Annotated in this window: 17 protein-coding genes and 1 tRNA gene; 8 read left to right on the forward strand and 10 right to left on the reverse strand. The window is 52.5% G+C overall.

Features of this window, described 5'->3' with window-relative positions:
• Positions 1–51 precede the first annotated feature (51 nt).
• Positions 52–1,272 (reverse strand): MFS transporter, encoded by a 1,221-nt coding sequence (locus ABXG94_RS03080; RefSeq protein WP_353532238.1) that lies wholly within the window; start codon positions 1,270–1,272, stop codon positions 52–54.
• A gap of 149 nt (positions 1,273–1,421) precedes the next feature.
• Between ABXG94_RS03080 and ABXG94_RS03085 the strand changes: the two genes are divergently transcribed.
• From ABXG94_RS03085 to ABXG94_RS03095, 3 genes are all read left to right on the forward strand, one after another.
• Positions 1,422–2,051 carry a DNA-3-methyladenine glycosylase family protein gene (locus ABXG94_RS03085; protein ID WP_353532239.1) on the forward strand — a complete coding sequence of 210 codons (630 nt, stop codon included), beginning with the start codon at positions 1,422–1,424 and terminating at the stop codon, positions 2,049–2,051.
• Positions 2,048–2,713, forward strand: coding sequence for an alpha/beta hydrolase (locus tag ABXG94_RS03090; protein ID WP_353532241.1), 666 nt, complete (start codon positions 2,048–2,050; stop codon positions 2,711–2,713). Before ABXG94_RS03085 ends, ABXG94_RS03090 begins: the two co-directional genes overlap by 4 nt.
• 253 nt (positions 2,714–2,966) lie before the next feature.
• Positions 2,967–3,551 carry an HNH endonuclease gene (locus ABXG94_RS03095; protein WP_353532243.1) on the forward strand — a complete coding sequence of 195 codons (585 nt, stop codon included), beginning with the start codon at positions 2,967–2,969 and terminating at the stop codon, positions 3,549–3,551.
• Between the two features lie 32 nt (positions 3,552–3,583).
• On the opposite strand, the gene ocd is transcribed toward ABXG94_RS03095, so the two are convergent.
• The 3 genes from ocd to rocF are packed head-to-tail and all read right to left on the reverse strand — an operon-like array spanning position 3,584 to position 6,490.
• Positions 3,584–4,636, reverse strand: coding sequence for an ornithine cyclodeaminase (gene ocd / locus ABXG94_RS03100; RefSeq protein ID WP_353532245.1), 1,053 nt, complete (start codon positions 4,634–4,636; stop codon positions 3,584–3,586).
• 10 nt (positions 4,637–4,646) lie between these two features.
• Entirely contained in the window at positions 4,647–5,567 is a 921-nt protein-coding gene (gene ctlX / locus ABXG94_RS03105; RefSeq protein WP_353532246.1) for a citrulline utilization hydrolase CtlX, read from the reverse strand.
• Entirely contained in the window at positions 5,567–6,490 is a 924-nt protein-coding gene (gene rocF / locus ABXG94_RS03110) for an arginase (RefSeq protein ID WP_353532248.1), read from the reverse strand. The genes ctlX and rocF overlap by 1 nt, the downstream gene beginning before the upstream one ends.
• A gap of 117 nt (positions 6,491–6,607) precedes the next feature.
• Here rocF and ABXG94_RS03115 point away from each other — a divergent pair, with 117 nt between their 5' ends.
• Entirely contained in the window at positions 6,608–7,033 is a 426-nt protein-coding gene (locus ABXG94_RS03115) for an Lrp/AsnC family transcriptional regulator (protein ID WP_353533990.1), read from the forward strand.
• Here the strand turns inward: ABXG94_RS03115 and ABXG94_RS03120 are convergent.
• Positions 7,030–7,488, reverse strand: coding sequence for a disulfide bond formation protein B (locus ABXG94_RS03120; protein ID WP_353532249.1), 459 nt, complete (start codon positions 7,486–7,488; stop codon positions 7,030–7,032). The genes ABXG94_RS03115 and ABXG94_RS03120 overlap by 4 nt on opposite strands.
• A gap of 1 nt (position 7,489) precedes the next feature.
• On the reverse strand, positions 7,490–8,068 hold the full coding sequence (locus ABXG94_RS03125) for a YqaA family protein (RefSeq protein ID WP_353532251.1): 579 nt from the start codon (positions 8,066–8,068) through the stop codon (positions 7,490–7,492).
• A 483-nt stretch (positions 8,069–8,551) separates the two neighbouring features.
• Between ABXG94_RS03125 and ABXG94_RS03130 the strand changes: the two genes are divergently transcribed.
• Positions 8,552–8,637 (forward strand) — tRNA-Leu (locus ABXG94_RS03130).
• A gap of 50 nt (positions 8,638–8,687) precedes the next feature.
• Here the strand turns inward: ABXG94_RS03130 and ABXG94_RS03135 are convergent.
• Complete coding sequence (locus tag ABXG94_RS03135) at positions 8,688–11,336, reverse strand: Hint domain-containing protein (protein ID WP_353532252.1); 2,649 nt, start codon at positions 11,334–11,336, stop codon at positions 8,688–8,690.
• 348 nt (positions 11,337–11,684) lie between these two features.
• Here ABXG94_RS03135 and ABXG94_RS03140 point away from each other — a divergent pair, with 348 nt between their 5' ends.
• Both ABXG94_RS03140 and ABXG94_RS03145 read left to right on the forward strand, forming a co-directional pair.
• Entirely contained in the window at positions 11,685–12,476 is a 792-nt protein-coding gene (locus tag ABXG94_RS03140) for a Hint domain-containing protein (RefSeq protein WP_353532254.1), read from the forward strand.
• Positions 12,477–12,578: 102 nt separating this feature from the next.
• Entirely contained in the window at positions 12,579–13,106 is a 528-nt protein-coding gene (locus tag ABXG94_RS03145) for a YceI family protein (protein ID WP_353532255.1), read from the forward strand.
• Here the strand turns inward: ABXG94_RS03145 and ABXG94_RS03150 are convergent.
• A complete protein-coding gene (locus ABXG94_RS03150) occupies positions 13,093–14,424 on the reverse strand; it encodes an HlyC/CorC family transporter (RefSeq protein WP_353532256.1) in 1,332 nt (443 codons plus the stop codon). The genes ABXG94_RS03145 and ABXG94_RS03150 overlap by 14 nt on opposite strands.
• A 69-nt stretch (positions 14,425–14,493) precedes the next feature.
• On the opposite strand from ABXG94_RS03150, the gene ABXG94_RS03155 reads away from it, so the two are divergent.
• A complete protein-coding gene (locus ABXG94_RS03155; protein WP_353532257.1) occupies positions 14,494–15,306 on the forward strand; it encodes a metallophosphoesterase family protein in 813 nt (270 codons plus the stop codon).
• 15 nt (positions 15,307–15,321) lie between these two features.
• Here ABXG94_RS03155 and ABXG94_RS03160 read toward each other — a convergent pair whose 3' ends face one another.
• Positions 15,322–16,248, reverse strand: a complete 927-nt coding sequence (locus tag ABXG94_RS03160; protein ID WP_353532258.1) for a site-specific tyrosine recombinase XerD — start codon at positions 16,246–16,248, stop codon at positions 15,322–15,324.
• The gene (locus tag ABXG94_RS03165; RefSeq protein WP_353532259.1) at positions 16,248–17,705 is read right to left on the reverse strand and encodes a hypothetical protein; all 1,458 of its coding nucleotides are present in this window, start codon (positions 17,703–17,705) and stop codon (positions 16,248–16,250) included. The genes ABXG94_RS03160 and ABXG94_RS03165 overlap by 1 nt, the downstream gene beginning before the upstream one ends.
• Positions 17,706–17,750 lie beyond the last annotated feature (45 nt).

The following is a 17,750-nucleotide window of genomic DNA, read 5'->3' on the forward strand; positions in this document are numbered from 1 at the left end:
ACGCAATGTATCACTTTAATAAGCGCGCTGAAGCAATTCAGCACGCTTATTTTATTGGCTGACCATCTCTTCTTTGGGCCGGAAGGCCAGCCAAATTAACGCACCGCCTGCCAAGACCAAAAAGGGAGCCATCGCCAGATTTACGGCTGTCCAGCCCTCGACCGCATTGCCGCCAGAGCAATTCATCAATCCGCCCGAAGCCAACGAGGCCATTGTGACACCACCAAAAACAATCAGATCGTTCAGACCTTGCATCTTGCCGCGTTCATGTGGTGCATGGGCCTCGGCGAGCATGGCTGTGGCACCGATGAAGCCAAAGTTCCAACCAATGCCCAAAAGGATAAGCGCTGCAAAGAAATTCGGCAGCGTTACCCCCATTAGGGCAACGGCACCTGCAGCGGCAAGGATCACAAGCCCAATGGCGACGATTTTCTCGACGCCAAATCGCGCAATCAAATGGCCAGTGAAAAACGAAGGAGCAAACATCGCCAGAACATGGCCGCTGACAATGTCGGCTGCATTGTCTTTGGTGAAACCGCATCCGACCACAGCAAGCGGCGTTGACGTCATCATCAGGTTCATCAGCGCATAGGAAACTGTGGCGCAGATAATCGCCACGGCAATGCGTGGCGTGGTGATCAGTTCCCAGCGCGAGCGGCTCGGTGCGGCGTCGGCTTTGGGGGGCGCGGGTTTGGGGATGTCCAGAAAGACAAACAGAAATGCCCCCAGAAGATTAAGGGCGATAACCGCCGCATAGGTGCCCATAAAGGGCACAACCATCGCGTCAGCCGTGACTTTGACGATTTGCGGGCCAATCAAGGCCGCGGCCAGGCCTCCGGCCATGACGTATGAAATGGCTTTGGGTCGAAACGCATCAGAGGCAGTATCGGCGGCGGCAAAGCGGTAAAAGCCATGTGCGCTCATGTAGACGCCGGTGAAAAGGCTGCCGATCAAAAAGATCGTAAAGCTGCTGGTATAAAGGCCGTAGGCCCCGATGACAGCGCCAAGCGCCCCGCAGAATGCCCCAAGAATGAAGCCTGCGCGACGTCCATGTTTTTGCATAATTGCAGACATGGGGGTGGCGCTGATCATTGAACCAAGCACAATCAGCGAAATGGGCAAAGTTGCAAAACATGCATTGCTGGCAAGCGATTGGCCAGCCAATCCACCGATCGTAAAGATCATGGGCATCTGTGCGCCGATAAGGGCTTGGGCCAGAACAAGAACAAAAACCGTCTTTTTGGCGCGGGAGTCATCAATCAATTGAGTCATGGGGGAATGGCTAGACTTCAAACTTTGGTTTGGAAAGGGGTTTGGTACAATTTTTCCCGGGTTCTGGGTCACAATTACGGTTGCCTGAAATACGCGTTTGACTTGGATGGTTTGCACCGGTCTGATGCGGCCAAATCAGGAGAGCGAATTTGGTTGGCCGAATAATAGAAACGGATGCCTGTGTCGCAGAAGGCGCGGATTGGTTGGCGCGATTTGATCCGCGTTTCGCCCAGGCGCTAAATTTAACAGGGACTTTGCCATTGCGGCGCAAGTCTGATGGGTTTGAGCCATTGTTAAGTGCGATTGTGAGCCAACAGGTCAGCGTTGCGGCTGCAAACGCCATTTGGGCAAGACTGAAAGCTGCGAGATTAACCGGGCCGCGCAAAGTTATGTGGGCAACAGATGATGACCTGCGCGCAGCAGGTCTAAGCCGGCAAAAGGTGAAATATGCTCGTGCATTGGCCGAAGCACGTATTGATTTTAAAGCCTTACGGGATGTTCCAACGGCGGATGTGATCAAGACATTAACCCAAGTCAGCGGCATCGGCGTTTGGACAGCAGAGATTTACGCAATGTTTAGCCTAGGACGCGCTGACGTTTTTGCGCCGGGTGATTTGGCGTTGCAAGAAGCGGCACGTGTTTTGTTTCAATTGAACGACCGGCCTTCGGAAAAGGCCTTGCGTGTGATGGCAGAGGACTGGAGCCCATGGAGATCGGTTGCGGCGCGGCTCTTGTGGGCCTACTACCATGTGGCAAAGGATAGGGAAGGCATCAGATGACTCGGGTATTGAATGCGCTGCGCAAGGAGCCGGTTTCAGGAGAAACACGTTCCGTTGTGGTTTTTCTGCATGGATATGGGGCCAATGGCCAGGATTTGATCGGTTTGGCTGATCCATTGGCGGAGCATTTGCCAGACACTTTGTTTATTGCGCCCGATGCGCCGGAAACAATACCGGGCATGCCGATGGGTTTGCAATGGTTCCCGATTCCTTGGATTGATGGCTCGTCCGAAGAAGAAAGCATGTTGGGCATGCAAGCGGCAGTCGAAGATCTGAATGCGTTCTTGGATGCGCTGATGGTAGATGAAGATGTCTTGCCAGAACAGGTTGTGCTGTTTGGTTTTTCACAAGGCACGATGATGGCGCTGCATGTGGCACCACGACGCGAAGATGAAGTTGCGGGCGTGGTGGCGTTTTCTGGGCGTTTGTTGAACCCTGATTTGTTGGCGGATGAAACCGTAAGCAAGCCTGCGATTTTGCTGGTGCACGGCGATCAAGATGATGTGGTGCCCGTGAAATCGTTGCCTGAGGCGGCCGAGGCGTTGCAAACCGCAGGTTTCCAGGATGTTTTCGCCCATATCATGAAGGGCACCGCGCATGGTATTGCGCCGGATGGTCTGAGTGTTGCTTTGGCATTTATGCGGGACAAATTGGGTCTTTAAGCTTGGTTTAAGCTTTGGTGTTAGAAAAGGGGTCGGCACTGTGTGTCGGCCCTTTTTGCATGCCGCATGAAAAACATGCCTTGTGGATAACTGTCACGCAGACGTTACGACGGCGGCGTATCATTCCCGTATAAAGCATATATCGTGGGGGTTGTCATAAGGTCGACGCGATATATAGTAGAAGTAGAGTAAGGGCAGGGTGTCCTGTCCGAATGCTAAGAAAACAAGCAGTTGGGCGGAGGATGAGTCCCCAATGGATGGCGATTTTAGGTCAGAGTTTGTACGTGAACCCGGTGGGTTAAAACAGCACCCTGCTTTGGTGCTGAATGCGGACTATCGGCCTTTGTCATATTATCCATTGTCGTTGTGGCCCTGGCAGGACGCCGTAAAGGCGGCTTATATGGACCGGGTTGATATCGTGGCTGAATACGATCAGATCGTGCGCAGCCCCAGCATTGAGATACGAATACCCTCGGTTGTTGTCCTCAGAGATTATGTCAAACCAGTCAAGCGCGTGGCCTTCACGCGCTTTAATCTTTTTTTACGGGATGAATTTTGTTGCCAGTACTGCGGATCGCGCGGCGAATTGACCTTTGATCATGTTATTCCGCGCGCGGCGGGGGGCATCACAAGTTGGCACAATGTGGTTGCGGCCTGTAGCCCTTGTAATTTGCGAAAAGGATCCAAAAGCCTGCGTCAAGCGCATATGCAGTTGCGTAAGCCGCCACGTCAGCCAGATGCGGAAGAATTGCGAAATACAGGGCGCAAGTTTCCCCCAAACCATTTGCATGAAAGTTGGGTGGATTTTCTGTATTGGGATGCGGAATTGGACGCATAAAAAAGGGCCTCAGCGATGAGGCCCAATTTGGTTTAGGCCGGAACCTTTGAACGCTGCAGCATGCCAAACAGATCGCGTGGATCATCGGGGTCTGCCAGCATATCCAGCATATCGCAGAAATCAGTGCCTTTGATGCTGTCACGCACATAGCGCAAGGCCGAGAAGTCTTCGATCGCGAAACCAACACCGTCAAATAAGGTGATTTGTTTGTCGTCGCGGCGGCCGGTCTTCGTGCCTTCGATCACCTCCCACAGTTCGGTGACCTCGAAATCTGCTGGCATTTGTTGAATCTCGCCCTCGATGCGGGTTTGGGGAGGAAATTCCACAAAAACATCAGCGCGTTCCAGAATGCCAGAGGCCAATTCAGTTTTGCCGGGGCAGTCGCCGCCGATGGCGTTGATGTGCACACCCGCGCCAACCATATTGTCGCTTAGAATGGTGGCATTCTTTTTATCCGCGGTACAAGTCGTCAGGATTTGTGCGCCCTGCATGGCTTGTTCGGGCGAGGTGCAGATGGTGACATTGACGCCTAAGCCTTTGAGGTTACGGGCGCATTTTTCAGAGGCCGCAGAATCTGTGTCGTACAAACGCACATTTTCAATGCCAACGATGGCTTTCATCGCCAGGGTTTGAAATTCGGATTGCGCGCCATTGCCGATCATCGCCATGGTTTTGGAACTTTTGGGTGCCAGGAATTTGGCGGCCATCGCCGAGGTTGCCGCCGTGCGCAGGGCAGTTAACAAAGTCATTTCGGTCAGCAAGACCGGATAACCCGTATAAACATCTGCAAGCAAACCAAAGGCGGTGACCGTCTGTAGGCCCTCGGATGTGTTTTTGGGATGGCCGTTGACGTATTTAAAGCCATAGGCCTCGCCATCGCTAGTGGGCATCAATTCAATCACCCCAACATCAGAGTGCGAGGCCACACGTGGGGTTTTGTCAAAGAGTTCCCAACGGCGGAAATCGGCTTCGACGTAGGCTGCCAATTCTTGCAGCATGGTTTCAACGCCAACGTGATGCACAAGCCGCATCATATTATCGACGCTTACAAATGGGACGAGGGCTTTGTCAGATGGTTGGGACATTTCAGTTCCTTTAAGTCGTACGACGGGTCAAGTGGACGCCTGCAATCATGCAGCGCACAGATCCACCTGCGGTTTCAATGGTGGGCACATCCAGTGGCAAGGGATGGGCGGATTTTTCAATAATGGACAGTTGATCTGGGCGCAGGGATTTCAGGGCACGCGAAGACAGGGCCAAAACGCGTTGATCGCCGGTGAGCTCGATGGCGTTGCCCGCAAATTTGCTGATTTGCGCGTGTGTCAGATCAATGACCTCTAGCCCGGATTCCTCAAGACGATGCGCCACCGTACGGCGACGGGCCGGGTCAACGATCATATCTAGGCAAATCAGCGCATAGTCGGTGCCAATCCCCATCAGAACGTTGGTGTGATAGACATCGCGGCCTTGGGAATCTTTGGCTTCAAAGGCGATGGGCTCATAGTTGAAGTGGGTGCAAAACCGTTCGAGGATCACAGGATCCGCCCGGTTGGATTGCACGGTGTAGGCGATGCGGCCCACATGATCGAGCACCATGGCTCCGGTGCCTTCAAGGGCCAGATTGTCTTGTTCTAGACCTGAATAGTCGATCACGTCCTGCACCCGGTATTCAGCCTTGAGCAGCTCTATCACGTCCTGACGACGTTCTTTGCGGCGGTTTTCAGCGAACATCGGATAAATCGCCACATGGCCTCCGGTGTGGGTAGAAAACCAATTGTTCGGGAACACACTGTCAGGGGTATCTGTGCTGTCGTCATCAAAGACATGCACGCGTACCCCCGCGCCGCGTAGTTTTCCAACCGCGCCGTCAAATTCCGCTAAGGCGGCCTCGGATGTGGCATCGACGCTGCGATTGCTGAGTGTTTGAAATGCGTTGTCGTCACGGGTTTCTGGATTAGAACAGAAATGGTGTGGACGGATCATAACAACCGCTTGTGGGGCTTGCATGGATTTCATCAGTAGCTCCGGGTGGGTCGGTCAAAGATGCGACGGCCAAGCGACGAGGCCGCAAGATCAACCATCATCTTGGCGGTGCGGCCACGTTCATCTAGGAATGGGTTCAATTCAACCAGATCAAGCGATGTCATCAGATTTGAATCATGTAGCATTTCCATGACTAGGTGCGCCTCGCGCACCGTTGCGCCGCCTGGAACTGTGGTGCCAACGGCTGGCGCAAAAGAGGGGTCAAGAAAGTCAACATCAAGCGAGACATGCAACATACCGTTCACAGCAGCCACTTTTTTCAGGAACGCGGCAAGCGGTTTGGCAATGCCGCCTTCGTCAATTTCGCGCATATCATGGCTGTGAATTGCGCTGGCCTGCAATGCAGTGCGCTCGGCCAAGTCAACCGACCGCAAACCGATGATACACACGTTTCCCTGTGGCACCGGGTTATCAAGTGCCGGGAACCCATCAAACCCGTCACGGCCCGTAAAATAGGCCACGGGTGTGCCGTGTAGATTGCCGGTGTCTGTGGTTTGCGGCGTGTGATAATCGCTGTGTGCATCTAGCCACAAAACAAATTGTGGTCGGTTCTGTGTGTTTGCATATCGATTTACACCCAAAACAGAGCCGGCTGAAAGGCTGTGGTCACCCCCAAGAAAGATTGGAAAGCCGCGATCCATGGCGTTTTCCGCGGCGTCGGCAATGGATTCTGTCCAGCCAATGGTTTCGGCCAAGTTGTGTACTTTGGCCGATGTGGCAACAGCATCAACTTTTCTGGCCGCCAAGTTCCCGTCGTCGATTACGGTATGTCCGAGCTCGCCAAGGCTTTGCGCAAGGCCCGCGGTACGATAGGAATCAGGCCCCATCAAGCATCCGTCTCGCATTTTGCCGGAATCGACCGGTGCGCCAATTAATATGCATGTTTTGGGTGTCATTTTGGTCACTCAGTTTGATGATTTTTCAAAGTATGTTGCCGATTTGGGTTGAGTTTTAGTCATCAAATTGTTCAAAATGATCCATGATGTTTCAAAATGAAGGTAAATACTTCCATTATGGATGATATCGACCGTAAGCTTATCTCTGAGTTGCGCCATGATGCGCGGGCTTCTTTGTCGGACCTAGCGTTGGGGCTAAAGGTTTCTAGGGCAACGGTGCGCGCGCGCATTGATCGACTGAAGCAGCGTGGCGACATTGTGGGCTTTTCGGTGGTCTTAAAGGAAGACGTGCAAAGTGATCCGGTGCGCGGCCTGATGTTGATTGGCATCGAAGGGCGCGGGGCCGAGCGGATTGTGCGTCAGCTCAACGGAATGCCTGCGGTGCGGGCCGTGCACTCGACAAACGGTCGCTGGGATCTGATCGTTGAATTGGGGACCGAAACGCTTGAGGCGCTGGACAAAGTACTCGCGCAAATCCGGCGCTTAGAAGGGGTCACTACCAGTGAAACCAATTTGTTGTTGGCAACGCGCAAGAAAAGCTAGTTGCGTGCCAATGCCAGACGTAGCCAGAAAACGGCAAAGATAAGCGAGAAGATCGCATTGAGGTTTGCCATGGTAAACCCAAGCATTTGCCAAGCGATTTCATCACAGCGCACCAAAGGTGCATTCATGATCTGATCAAACAGCTCGCTTGAATTCAGTTTTGAAATATCACCAGAAGTGCAGGTTGACGGCCCTTCCCAAAGCCCGCGTTCAACACCGGAATGGAAAATACCAATGCCACCGGTGACCAGCATGGCCGCTGCACCAAGCCAGTGGAACACGCGCAATTTAAGCGTATAGGCTAGCGCGCCAATCGCAATGGCCGCGATGTGCGGATAGCGTTGCCAGTAGCACATTTTGCACGGGGGATAGCCAAGGTATTGAAACCCCCAAGCCGACAGGATCATGGCCGTAGAGGCGAGCGTCAAAAGCAGCGTTTGGGTTTTGTGGGGCATATCAAAGATACCTAACAACCAAGAAACCTCCGAACAGGAGGATGAGGAAAAGCGTAAAGACCAAACCCAGGCGCTTTTCGATAAATGTACGGATCGGTGCACCGAACTTCCAAAGAAGCGCCGCGACGATAAAAAAGCGAAGCCCGCGTGCCAAGACAGATGTGGCGACAAAGGTCGCAATTGGCATCCCTGTCCAGCCAGACATGATGGTGATGACTTTATAAGGGAAAGGCGTAATGCCCGCGCCCAATACGGCCCAGAACCCAAAATCGTTAAAGCGCGTATTGAATTCGGCAATGGCGTCTCCTTTGCCAAGCGATTCCAAGATGGGCTGACCAATTTGTTCAAACGCCAATGACCCAATGGCATATCCCAACATGCCACCAAGCACCGATGACACCATCGCAACGCTGGCAATTAGCCAGGCCCGATGCGGTGCGGCAAGGATAAGCGGGATCATTAGAATATCTGGTGGGATCGGAAAAAAGGAACTTTCCACAAAGCTGATAATGGCCAATGCCCAAAGAGCTTTGGGGTGATCCGCCAGTCGCATTGTCCAATCGTATAAGCGTTTGATCATGGTTTTAACCTTTTTGGAAACGCCTGATCGGTTTGGCGCGTGAGTGCAAGTCAAATTTAAGTGGGGCCCAATTGTATCAGTTGGGTTGTGGATTTTATGTGCAGGAGGCCGCCGGGTTGGGGGTGAAGAATTATTTAGATTAGCTTGTGCTATTTTTATTTTATTAACAATATATTTCAGTGCTTAATTCATTTAATGATTTAAGTTAGGTGATAAATACGTTTTGTCAATTAATCCATTGTTTTAAAACAGATTATCTTGCTTCTTAATGTTGCATGTGGAATTCGTGCGAATTTGCGGGTTCGGAAATTGCCGGTATGAGATTTTCCGCTGTTTCTGTAGAAGCATTGGCGAAACAAAATCCAGAGTATCTTGTCAAAGCGGGCTTGCTTGCCTGGTTGTTTGGAAAAAATGAATTTTTATGAAAATCTTGCGTTTTGCCTCTGGACCTTGCCGAGCGCTTTGGTTAGATCACTCGCAGTTGCCCAAGTGGCGGAATGGTAGACGCAGGGGATTCAAAATCCCCCGTCCTAGCGGACGTGCCGGTTCGAGTCCGGCCTTGGGTACCATTGAAAAAGGCGGTCTTTTGGACCGCCTTTTTTATTGGGTTTTTCACTGACTATTTGTGAAATAGCGTTGCTTCGTGTCGACGTGCAACTGTGCGAGCCGTTTGAAAAATCGTTGCAGGTGCATTTTTGAGTTCAGGAAAAAGAGTGTAGATCTCAGAGCGTTGGGGCGCATTGAGACCCGCCATCGCGTGCTGACCAGGTTGAAAGCTTTCACTCCAAATCCCGTCAGACCACAAAATTTCATGCCGATCACACAGCAGATGTATGTAGCTGATTTCGCTCACATCTGCACGGGTAATGCCTTCGGATCCAACCAAGTGTTTGGCTGCCACCAAAACTTCTGAGTCACCAAGCAGCATCTGCGCTTTTTGATCGGAAATAAGAATGCGGTGATTTGGACTTACCAACATATCCTTATGTGGAAGGTCAGCTCCAAGTGCACCTGCTTGTATCAGAATTGGCCGCAAGAACGGCGATTTGATTAGTTCTGGTTTTGTGAGATCGCGTCGGCCAACCCAGCGGACCGGTTGTGATCCATGGTCGCGCGTGATTATGCGATCGCCGACTTCGATATCTTCGACGTTTTTCAAGCCCAGTTCCGTGGCGATTTGGCTGCCTGGTGTGAAACACGGTACAATCGTTTCGATACCTTCATAGGTTACCGTTCCCGTGACGTTGCCGTCTGTATCCAGCAGTTCAACTTGGCCAGCCTCGGCATCATATGGGTCGCGTATAACGCGGAGCGGTCCAAGGCCGGTTAGGTCCAAAGTGTCGACATCATCGCCAGATTCTCCGCCAAGGATCGTGTCGCCGTCACTGACATTTCTAAAGATGTCTCGGCCAGCGCCGCCGTCCATATAGTCGGCACCGGCACCTGACTCAAACACATCATCACCGTCTTCGCCCATCAAGGAATCTGACCCGCTGCCGCCGACAAGTGTGTCGTCGCCAACAGAGGCATAGATCGTGTCATTGCCGGACCCACCTTCAAATGAATCGTTGCCCGCGCCAGAAAAGACAAGATCGTCGCCAGCCCCAGCAAGAATTTGATCGTCATCGCCGGTCATGCCGGGCAGGGTGGCATCGTTGCCATCGATACGGTCGCCGTCTGCGTCGATATCACCAACGTTGATAACGTCATCGCCATCGGTTCCGTTGAAATACCCATCTGGCGCGGCCGGAATACCAATCGCTTCTAGCGCAGCAGGGGTGTCAAATGTGTCAGCTGTTACCCCAATTAAAGTGATCGCTTCACCACCTGGAAATGTCAGAACAGCGTTTCCGTCTGTGTCGGCTGAAACCGTTACATCCTGCGTTGTGACTTGTGTGGCACCAGCGTCGTTTGTCATGCCCGTGACATCAAGCTGATCTTGTCCAGAGAAGGTTCCGTCGCCATTGTCGACGGGGGCCTGAAAATCAGTTACCGCATCTTTTCCTGAACCGTCGGCCAAAACAATTGTGTCCTGACCAGAGGACAGTTTGATGTTTTCTACGGCTTCAAATTCAAGCGTGCTTGTGCCGTCGCTGACCGTTCCGGCCCCGGTGGCGCTGTCGGTAAGGTCGACGCGTATCGCATCGGTCACCGCCGAAAGGTCCATCGTGTCGCCAAGGGTTTCATCAATGTTCTCTGCGGCGATGGTATCGTTGCCAAATTGGTTTTGGATTACAAATAGGTCGTCGCCGTAGCCGCCCCAAAGGTAGTCATCGCCTTCGCCTGCACCGCCAGAGTGGATGGTGTCGTTGCCATAGCTGCCGCGCAGAAAGTCGTTGCCGGTGCCGCCAAACAATTCGTCATTGCCAAGGTCGCCATTAACCCGATCATCGCCAGCCCCGCCATAAAAGACGTCGTTGCCCGCGCTGGTTTCGACAGTGTCGTTGCCGTCGCCCCCCAAAAACAGATCGTCGCCTTCGCCGCCAATCATTGAATCGTTGCCGGCCCCTCCAACCAGAGTGTCATCCCCTTGATCGCCGATCAAGAAATCGTCGCCTTGACCGCCATCGATGCTGTCATTCCCAAGGTTGCCATAGACGGTGTCGTTTCCGTCACCGGCTAAGATGGAGTCATCGCCGGTGGTAACGCGATCACCTTCCGGGTCGTCTAGATAGTCTATGTCAATCAAATTTGCTGCAGCGCTTCCCTCGACAATGCCATCGGGTGCATTTGAAAAGGCGATATCACTTAGGCCGAGTTTTCCGGTTTGTGCCGCGCTTTCCCCATGATCAAAGACAATTTCAAGCTGTGTAATAGGGCCGGCGATGGACACAGAAACCGTGTCCGCCGCGCCAGTCGTGTCAGTTGCAGCACTGCCTTGCCCGTCCGCGTCCAACTGTCCGTCCGTCACCGTATGGAGCGCGTCTAGGTCACCATACGTAATCGGATAGATGTTGCCTTCGGCGTCTGTTGCGAGGATTGTAACGCGCTCGTCCGTCAAAACACCATTTTGATCAACGTCAAAGAGCTCGAACGACAGGTTTTCGACCGGGGTGTCAAACGTGAGTGTTGTCGTGACAGCCTCGTTCAAATTGTCGACCCAAAGCGCGTTTGCAGTAGGGGTTCCTTGCGCGCTGACACTTGCGGTTTGCCCACCAGCATTTGTTGATGTCGCGACCGTTACGCCGGTCGACGTCGCGCCACTCCCGACGGTGAAAGAGCCATTTGCGCCTGCGTCTGCCCAGCTCAGTGTTTGCTCTGAAGGCATGCCTTGTCCGATCTTTTTTTAAATACTGTGTCGATGCATAGATTCGTTAATTCTTGGGTGCTTTTATGGGCAGCGATTACGTTGTCTCTGTGGAGCGATTGCGGCGAAATTTTTGCGCGCTGACGAAAAAACGCCGTATTCTCGGATTTGATGCGTTTGATTGAAAAATGAGCTGCCTTAGCCGTCAAAACGCAAATTTGTTTTGATGGCTCGATGAACTAACGATTGGGTTAGCGTGCCAAAACTAATCGTTTTTCTGCCCCATTCCAGCCTTGTTCCAAGTCTAGGCCTAAACGCCAGCAAAGACGCCCGCAGAAGCAGGCACATCGAGCAGAAGTAGGCTTGTAAATGAGAGTACGTATCCGTCAGCGCCGCTCCACGGCGCTTGAGAGCCGTCCCATGCGGGGCGACAACATTTTTTCCGATATTCGCCTTGAGCATCCGCCGCGTGCGGTTGTTCCTGGTCTTGCCACAGCCAAGAAGGCGCAGGTTATCCGCCCGACAAGTTTTCAAATTGACCCAATTGAAAGGGTGACAAGCGCCAGCTCGGAGCATGCGCGCGGTATTGGATGTATTAGCGCAAATGGCACAGTGATCACTCCAAGCGGACCTCGACCGGCTTCGGTGATCGCAAAAGGTGACAAAGTATTAACGCGTGACAATGGTTTTCAAACTGTCCGCTGGTGCACCCACCAATTGGATCATGCAGCGATGCCAAGTCTGGTAGAAATTTCAGCCGGGGCGATTTCCGAAGGGAAGCCAGATTCTGATCTTTGTGTGACTGGAAGTCAGCGCTTATTGGTCACCGGTACGCAGGTATCAGAAAGCTTTGGGGCAAGCGAAGTTTTGGTGCGGGCAGGCGACCTGTTGCATCTGGATGGGTTTGAAGAAGTTCACGAGCATGTTGGTTTTGTTGCACTGGTTTTTGATCAGCACGAAATTATGCGCGTGAATCAGACCTGGGTTGCCAGCTTGCAGCCAGATCATGTGTGCAGAAATCACTTAAGCAAGCTGCAATGCGAAGAGCTTTTTAAGATTTTCCCAGCGCTCAAAGGTCTGCCGATCGAGAGGAGCTATCCTGCTGCGCGGCCATTGCTGTCAGCGAGGTTCGCGCGTCAAGTTTGTCTAAATGCATGTTAGATCACACATATTTCACTAAAATTTGAAGAGTTGACTACGTAAACCACTGAAATTGTGCTATGGTTGCGTATGGTTAGAATTGTGCTGGTATGCATTGCCTTGATGTTGGCAGCTTCCGCTGATGCCGCAGCTGTACGATATGAGTTGGATAAAGACTCGTCTCGTGTTGGCTTCACGTTTTGGTTTGGTGAGCAAACTGGCAAAGGGTTTTTCCCAATCACCGACGCCGAAGTTTTTCTGGATCTGCAGAACGTGCATAAGTCTTCTGTTCGTGTCCAGCTTGATGTTCGCAATGCGCGCGCGGGCGATATTGTCGCCACTTCAGGCATGAAAAGCCGCGAGGTTTTGAATGCTCAGGACTTTCCAGTCGCTGAATTTCAAAGCAACTCGGTGCGACGTTTGGGGCATGGGGTTGAGGTTGAAGGCGATCTGACCCTGCGTGGTGTCACAAGACCCGTAACGCTTCAGGCCCGCATTTTACGCCAACCTTCGTCACCAAAAGACAATTCGCAGCTCGTTTTGGAAATTATGGGCAGCGTAAAACGCTCTGACTTTGGCGCGGTTGGGTATTCAAATCTGGTTGGCGATCAGGTCGATCTTAGATTTTTTGTTTGGGTTAACCGCCTTTAGACGCATTCGGTTCCAGAGGCCGCAATTTCAGTTTTGTAATACGGTTGTCTTTGCGGGCCATGACCTCAAATCGAAATCCATGAAAGGCAAATACTTGCCCAACAACGGGGATGGTTTGGGCTTCGTGTATCACCAATCCTGCAACTGTATTGGCTTCGTCGTCAGGCAAATTCCAATCACTTGCACGATTGAGGTCACGAATTGTCATCGCGCCATCAATCAGAAACTGCCCGTCTTCACTGTTGCGAATAGGGTGTTCCGCGGCGGGATCAAATTCATCGGTGATTTCCCCCACAATTTCTTCAAGAATATCTTCGAGTGTGATCAGACCACGCAAGGCTCCGTATTCATCTACAACCAAGGCAAAGTGGCTGCGACGGCGCAAAAACTGGCGCATTTGTTCGTCAAGCGCGGTGGTTTCGGGGATGAAGTAAGGTTTTTTGGCTACGTCAGAAAGGTTAAATTTGCCAAGGTCAGCGGTATCGCCATCGTTGCCTGCCAATTTGGCGTGCATGGCGCGCAGAAAATCTTTGGCGTGAACCACCCCAATAATGTTTTCAGGGTCATCCTTGAATATAGGCAAACGCGTGTAGTTGCTCTCTAGGCACTGCGCAAGAATATCTGCTGGATCTTCATCAGCGTTGATCATTTCAATACCTGAGCGATGCAACATGATTTCTTCGACTGTACGGTCACTTAGATCAAGTGCGCCAAGAATCCGGTCACGGTCTTCTTTTTCAACGATACCTTCGCTGTGACCCAATTGAATGGCCCCGGCGATTTCTTCGCGTACGGCCAAAATTTGGCTGTCAGGATCAATGCGCACCCCAAAAATGCGCAGCACCAACCGTACCAGGACGCGGACGGCGGCCACAACCGGCGCAAAAACCAGTACAATCACCTGGATAACGCCAGCAACGCGTGCTGCCGCGGTTTCAGGTGCCGTGATAGCGTAGGTTTTTGGCAAGACCTCGGCAAAAATCAAAACTAAGAGAGTCATGACCAAGGTGGCGAGGGCAACACCAGATTCCCCAAAAGCTTGGGTAAACATCGCCGTGGCCAAAGAGGTTGCAAGGATGTTGACGAGATTGTTGCCGAGTAACACCGAGCCAATCAGACGTTCGTTGTCTTCGGTGACGTTTAAGGCCCGCTTCGCGCCTTTGTTGCCTTTGCCGGCCTGGCTGCGCAATTTGCCGCGCGAGGCTGCGGTCAGTGCTGTTTCGCTGCCTGAAAAGAAGGCGGACAGCATCAACAGCACCGCAATAGCGCCGGCTGTAACCCAAAATGCAGTGTCCAGTGTCGGAGTTGTGACTTCCATCGCTCGAAAAATCCTCTTAACTGATGGCGTTATGGGCTGCGTTGGACTTTCATTCAAGGAAAACAACACATGATGGTGCAAGACCTGGGGTGCATATCTGATGATGTCCTGCTTTTTGGTGGGCCTTATTCAAACCTTCAGGCCACAGAGGCGTTGATCAAAGACGCGCAGCGCCTAAATATTCTGCCAAGTCATATGATTTGTACCGGCGACCTTGTGGCCTATTGTGCTGACCCTTGTGAAACCGTAGCGCAGATCAAGGACATTGGGTGTGCTGTGGTCGCTGGAAATTGCGAGCAGCAATTGGCGCAAAACGCTTTGGATTGTGGCTGTGGGTTTGACGAGGGCAGTACCTGTGATTTGCTGTCAGCCGGATGGTTTTCGCATGCAAATTCCCGTGTCACCTATAAAGATAGAAACTGGATGGCCGCTTTGCCAGATATTGTTGTATTTCAGCATTTTGGTAAGAAAATTGCGGTGATCCATGGAGGCGTTTCAGATGTCAGCCGCTTTATTTGGTCGGTGTCTCCGGCGGATGTGTTTCGCGAGGAGTTAGCATTGTTGCGACACCATGTAGGACCCGTTGACATGGTTGTTGCAGGTCACTCTGGGATACCCTTCCAGCGAAAGGTCGACGGGGTGATGTGGGTGAATGCGGGGGTCATCGGCATGCCTGCAAACAATGGAAAATCCGCCACCCATTATGTGACGCTACACGCGGGTGAGATCGGGTTTCACGACCTCACTTATGATGCTTTGGCGGCAAAATCCGCGATGGAGCAGACAGGGCTTGTGCAGGGATATCATAGGGCGCTGATCGACGGATACTGGCCCTCTGAAAGCGTATTGCCAGAGACGCTGCGCCGTACGTCCAGCGCCTAATACAGCGCAATTGGGTCACTCTTTTGAAAGCGGATGGTGCTCTAACACGAGTTCTTTCAGGCGTTCATCTAACACATGAGTGTAGATTTCAGTTGTCGCGATGTCTGCGTGCCCCAAGAGCGTTTGAATGGCACGTAAGTCTGCGCCGTTTGCCAATAGATGGGTGGCAAAGGCGTGTCGCAATGTATGCGGCGTGACTTTGGCGGGATCAATGCCGCCAGCTACGGCGAACTCTTTGATCAATACATAGAACCTGTGGCGCGTCAGGTGCCCCAACTTGCCGCGACTTGGGAATAGATAGGTCGAATTGGGCTTGCCGTTTCGTTTGTTTTTTTCTTCGGCAGCGTCCCGCAATTCCAACCAGTGGGCGAGGGCGTCGCGCGCACCAGGGGACAATGGCACCATGCGTTCTTTACCACCTTTACCCAGCACCAGCAGCATGCTGGGATTACCGCGGGCAGAACTTGTGGGCAATGAAACAAGTTCTGTGACGCGCATACCTGTGGCGTATAACAGCTCCATCAAGCATTTATTGCGCGCACGATCCAGTTTGTTGCGACCAGAGTCCCTTGCGGCCTTTAACAATTCATCAACCTCGGCAACCTCGAGCGTCTTTGGCAGGCGTTTATCTTGACCAGGACCTTTGATCTGGATGGCTGGGTTAATGTCCCGCCACCCCTCGTCAAACGCAAAGCGATAAAGCTGTTTGATTGCTGACAAGCGACGCGCGCGTGTTGATTTCGCGAGCCCTTGTGCGTCGCATGAAATCAGGTAGTCCTCGATGGTATCTCGCTCAACCTGTTGAAAACTCAGATTCCTATGTGATATCCACGCCGCGAAATCCTTCAAATCGCGCGCATAGGCCAATTGAGTGTTATTGGCAGCCCCCAATTCAGCAGACTGGGCATCTAAAAACGTAGATATCCATTGCAGATCACTCATTAAAAGCCTCGTTCGAGCAAGAGTATTTGCAATGCTGCTTGGCGCGCGGTGTCATCAAGACCAACTGCCCGAAAGGTTGCAAGCGCACTCGTCAGGGCCGGCAAGTCACCTGCGGCACCCTGTGAAAACAGCGTCATTGCCTGCAATATCACTTCGCCCAAATGGCCGCGCGCAAGACTGTTGGACAGGGATTGTGGGACGCCTGCGCCGTGAAAGGCGTCTGAAATCGCTTGGCTGGTTGTGTCCTGACCTCGTCGTGGAGGGAGCCCCAATGCAAGACCTGCCAAATAATCGCGGGGGCCGCGCTTGGCAGCCAACTCGTAGGCTGGGGACAACAGGGTGATCTTGCGTGCCAATGTTTGGGAAACACCGCTGAGCGACATTGTCATAAGCGGCTCTGCATAAAGCCGCGCAAAAGGAACCTCGAGCCGAGATGCTTGCATTGCGGCCCAAGCTGAGGGCAGGCGCACCGACACTTTTGCAGCATCCCCAGTTGCTATCGCTGTATCAAATTTCTGCAACGCGTCGACACGATCCCAAATCATGCCACTGGCGGCTGGTTTGCCCGCAGCATAGATGCCCAGCAACCGGTTCTCGGGCAAAGCCCCAACGCGGGCCAATCGTTCTGCGGCTTCGAGTTGTGCTTTCCAACCCGCTGTATCGCGCAAATCTGAATGGGCATATTGCAGAGGAAGTGTCGTCGTTGGCTGTGGTTCGCCTATGGCTTCGTACAGGCGAAATTTCAATGGATCAGGAGATGACGGTGTGACCAATATGGGGTCTTCTGCAAACAATTCTGGATCAAGGAACCGCAACAAAAGCGCATCTTCTTCTTCGGTCAAAAGACCCAGGAAATTTGCTGAATTCAGGGTAACGGCGGCTGTATTCCAGTCACCGGACCGAGCAGCGCAGAAAACCCGTGCGGCGTAACTGGGGGCAAGGTGGGCTGCCTGAGATAAGGTTTCACAAGCGCTGTCTTCTTCCCCTATCAGCAATGTTACATCAAAGCGTCTTTCAAATAGATCTGGCGTATCAGCGCCGCTCCGGTCGAGCAGCGCGTTGGCTTGTTCCAAGGCACCAAGCCGCACGAGCTTGTCGATGCGTGCCAACAGCAAAGTATCATTGCCATCTGAATCTACCGGGGGGTTCGCCTCTGCCAAAAGCAAAGTGTACAAAAGCGCCTGCATTGCGGGCAATGATTGCTGCGGTTGAATTGCAATCAAATCGGCCAGCACTTGCCCACGACTTTCTTGCCAGAGCGAGCTGGGTAAACCAGTGACCGCACTGGATAAAAGTCCCACAGCATCGCGTCCCTCGGTCCCCAGAGCCGACACCGACACTTTAGGGGTATTGCCACCAGCAGCGACAGGCGCTTCGGGTTCTATTTCGAGGGTCACCGTTGGCACTTTGTTCAACCAATCAATGGCCGACAAGGGTTCGGTTGATTGTGCCTGCACTGAGGGTGCAAAAAGAGCTGCGGCGCAAACCGCAACCCATTTAGA

Origin of the sequence: Cognatishimia sp. WU-CL00825, from assembly GCF_040364665.1 — a bacterium.
GTDB lineage: Bacteria > Pseudomonadota > Alphaproteobacteria > Rhodobacterales > Rhodobacteraceae > Cognatishimia.

Bases quoted from the DNA above. Each gene is read 5' to 3' on its own strand.
- ABXG94_RS03080 (WP_353532238.1), bottom strand. From the start codon at position 1,272: ATGACTCAATTGATTGATGACTCCCGCGCCAAAAAGACGGTTTTTGTT.
- ABXG94_RS03090 (WP_353532241.1), top strand. From the start codon at position 2,048: ATGACTCGGGTATTGAATGCGCTGCGCAAGGAGCCGGTTTCAGGAGAA.
- ABXG94_RS03095 (WP_353532243.1), top strand. From the start codon at position 2,967: ATGGATGGCGATTTTAGGTCAGAGTTTGTACGTGAACCCGGTGGGTTA.
- ocd (WP_353532245.1), bottom strand. From the start codon at position 4,636: ATGTCCCAACCATCTGACAAAGCCCTCGTCCCATTTGTAAGCGTCGAT.
- ctlX (WP_353532246.1), bottom strand. From the start codon at position 5,567: ATGAAATCCATGCAAGCCCCACAAGCGGTTGTTATGATCCGTCCACAC.
- rocF (WP_353532248.1), bottom strand. From the start codon at position 6,490: ATGACACCCAAAACATGCATATTAATTGGCGCACCGGTCGATTCCGGC.
- ABXG94_RS03115 (WP_353533990.1), top strand. From the start codon at position 6,608: ATGGATGATATCGACCGTAAGCTTATCTCTGAGTTGCGCCATGATGCG.
- ABXG94_RS03120 (WP_353532249.1), bottom strand. From the start codon at position 7,488: ATGCCCCACAAAACCCAAACGCTGCTTTTGACGCTCGCCTCTACGGCC.
- ABXG94_RS03125 (WP_353532251.1), bottom strand. From the start codon at position 8,068: ATGATCAAACGCTTATACGATTGGACAATGCGACTGGCGGATCACCCC.
- ABXG94_RS03135 (WP_353532252.1), bottom strand. From the start codon at position 11,336: ATGCCTTCAGAGCAAACACTGAGCTGGGCAGACGCAGGCGCAAATGGC.
- ABXG94_RS03140 (WP_353532254.1), top strand. From the start codon at position 11,685: ATGAGAGTACGTATCCGTCAGCGCCGCTCCACGGCGCTTGAGAGCCGT.
- ABXG94_RS03145 (WP_353532255.1), top strand. From the start codon at position 12,579: ATGTTGGCAGCTTCCGCTGATGCCGCAGCTGTACGATATGAGTTGGAT.
- ABXG94_RS03150 (WP_353532256.1), bottom strand. From the start codon at position 14,424: ATGGAAGTCACAACTCCGACACTGGACACTGCATTTTGGGTTACAGCC.
- ABXG94_RS03155 (WP_353532257.1), top strand. From the start codon at position 14,494: ATGATGGTGCAAGACCTGGGGTGCATATCTGATGATGTCCTGCTTTTT.
- ABXG94_RS03160 (WP_353532258.1), bottom strand. From the start codon at position 16,248: ATGAGTGATCTGCAATGGATATCTACGTTTTTAGATGCCCAGTCTGCT.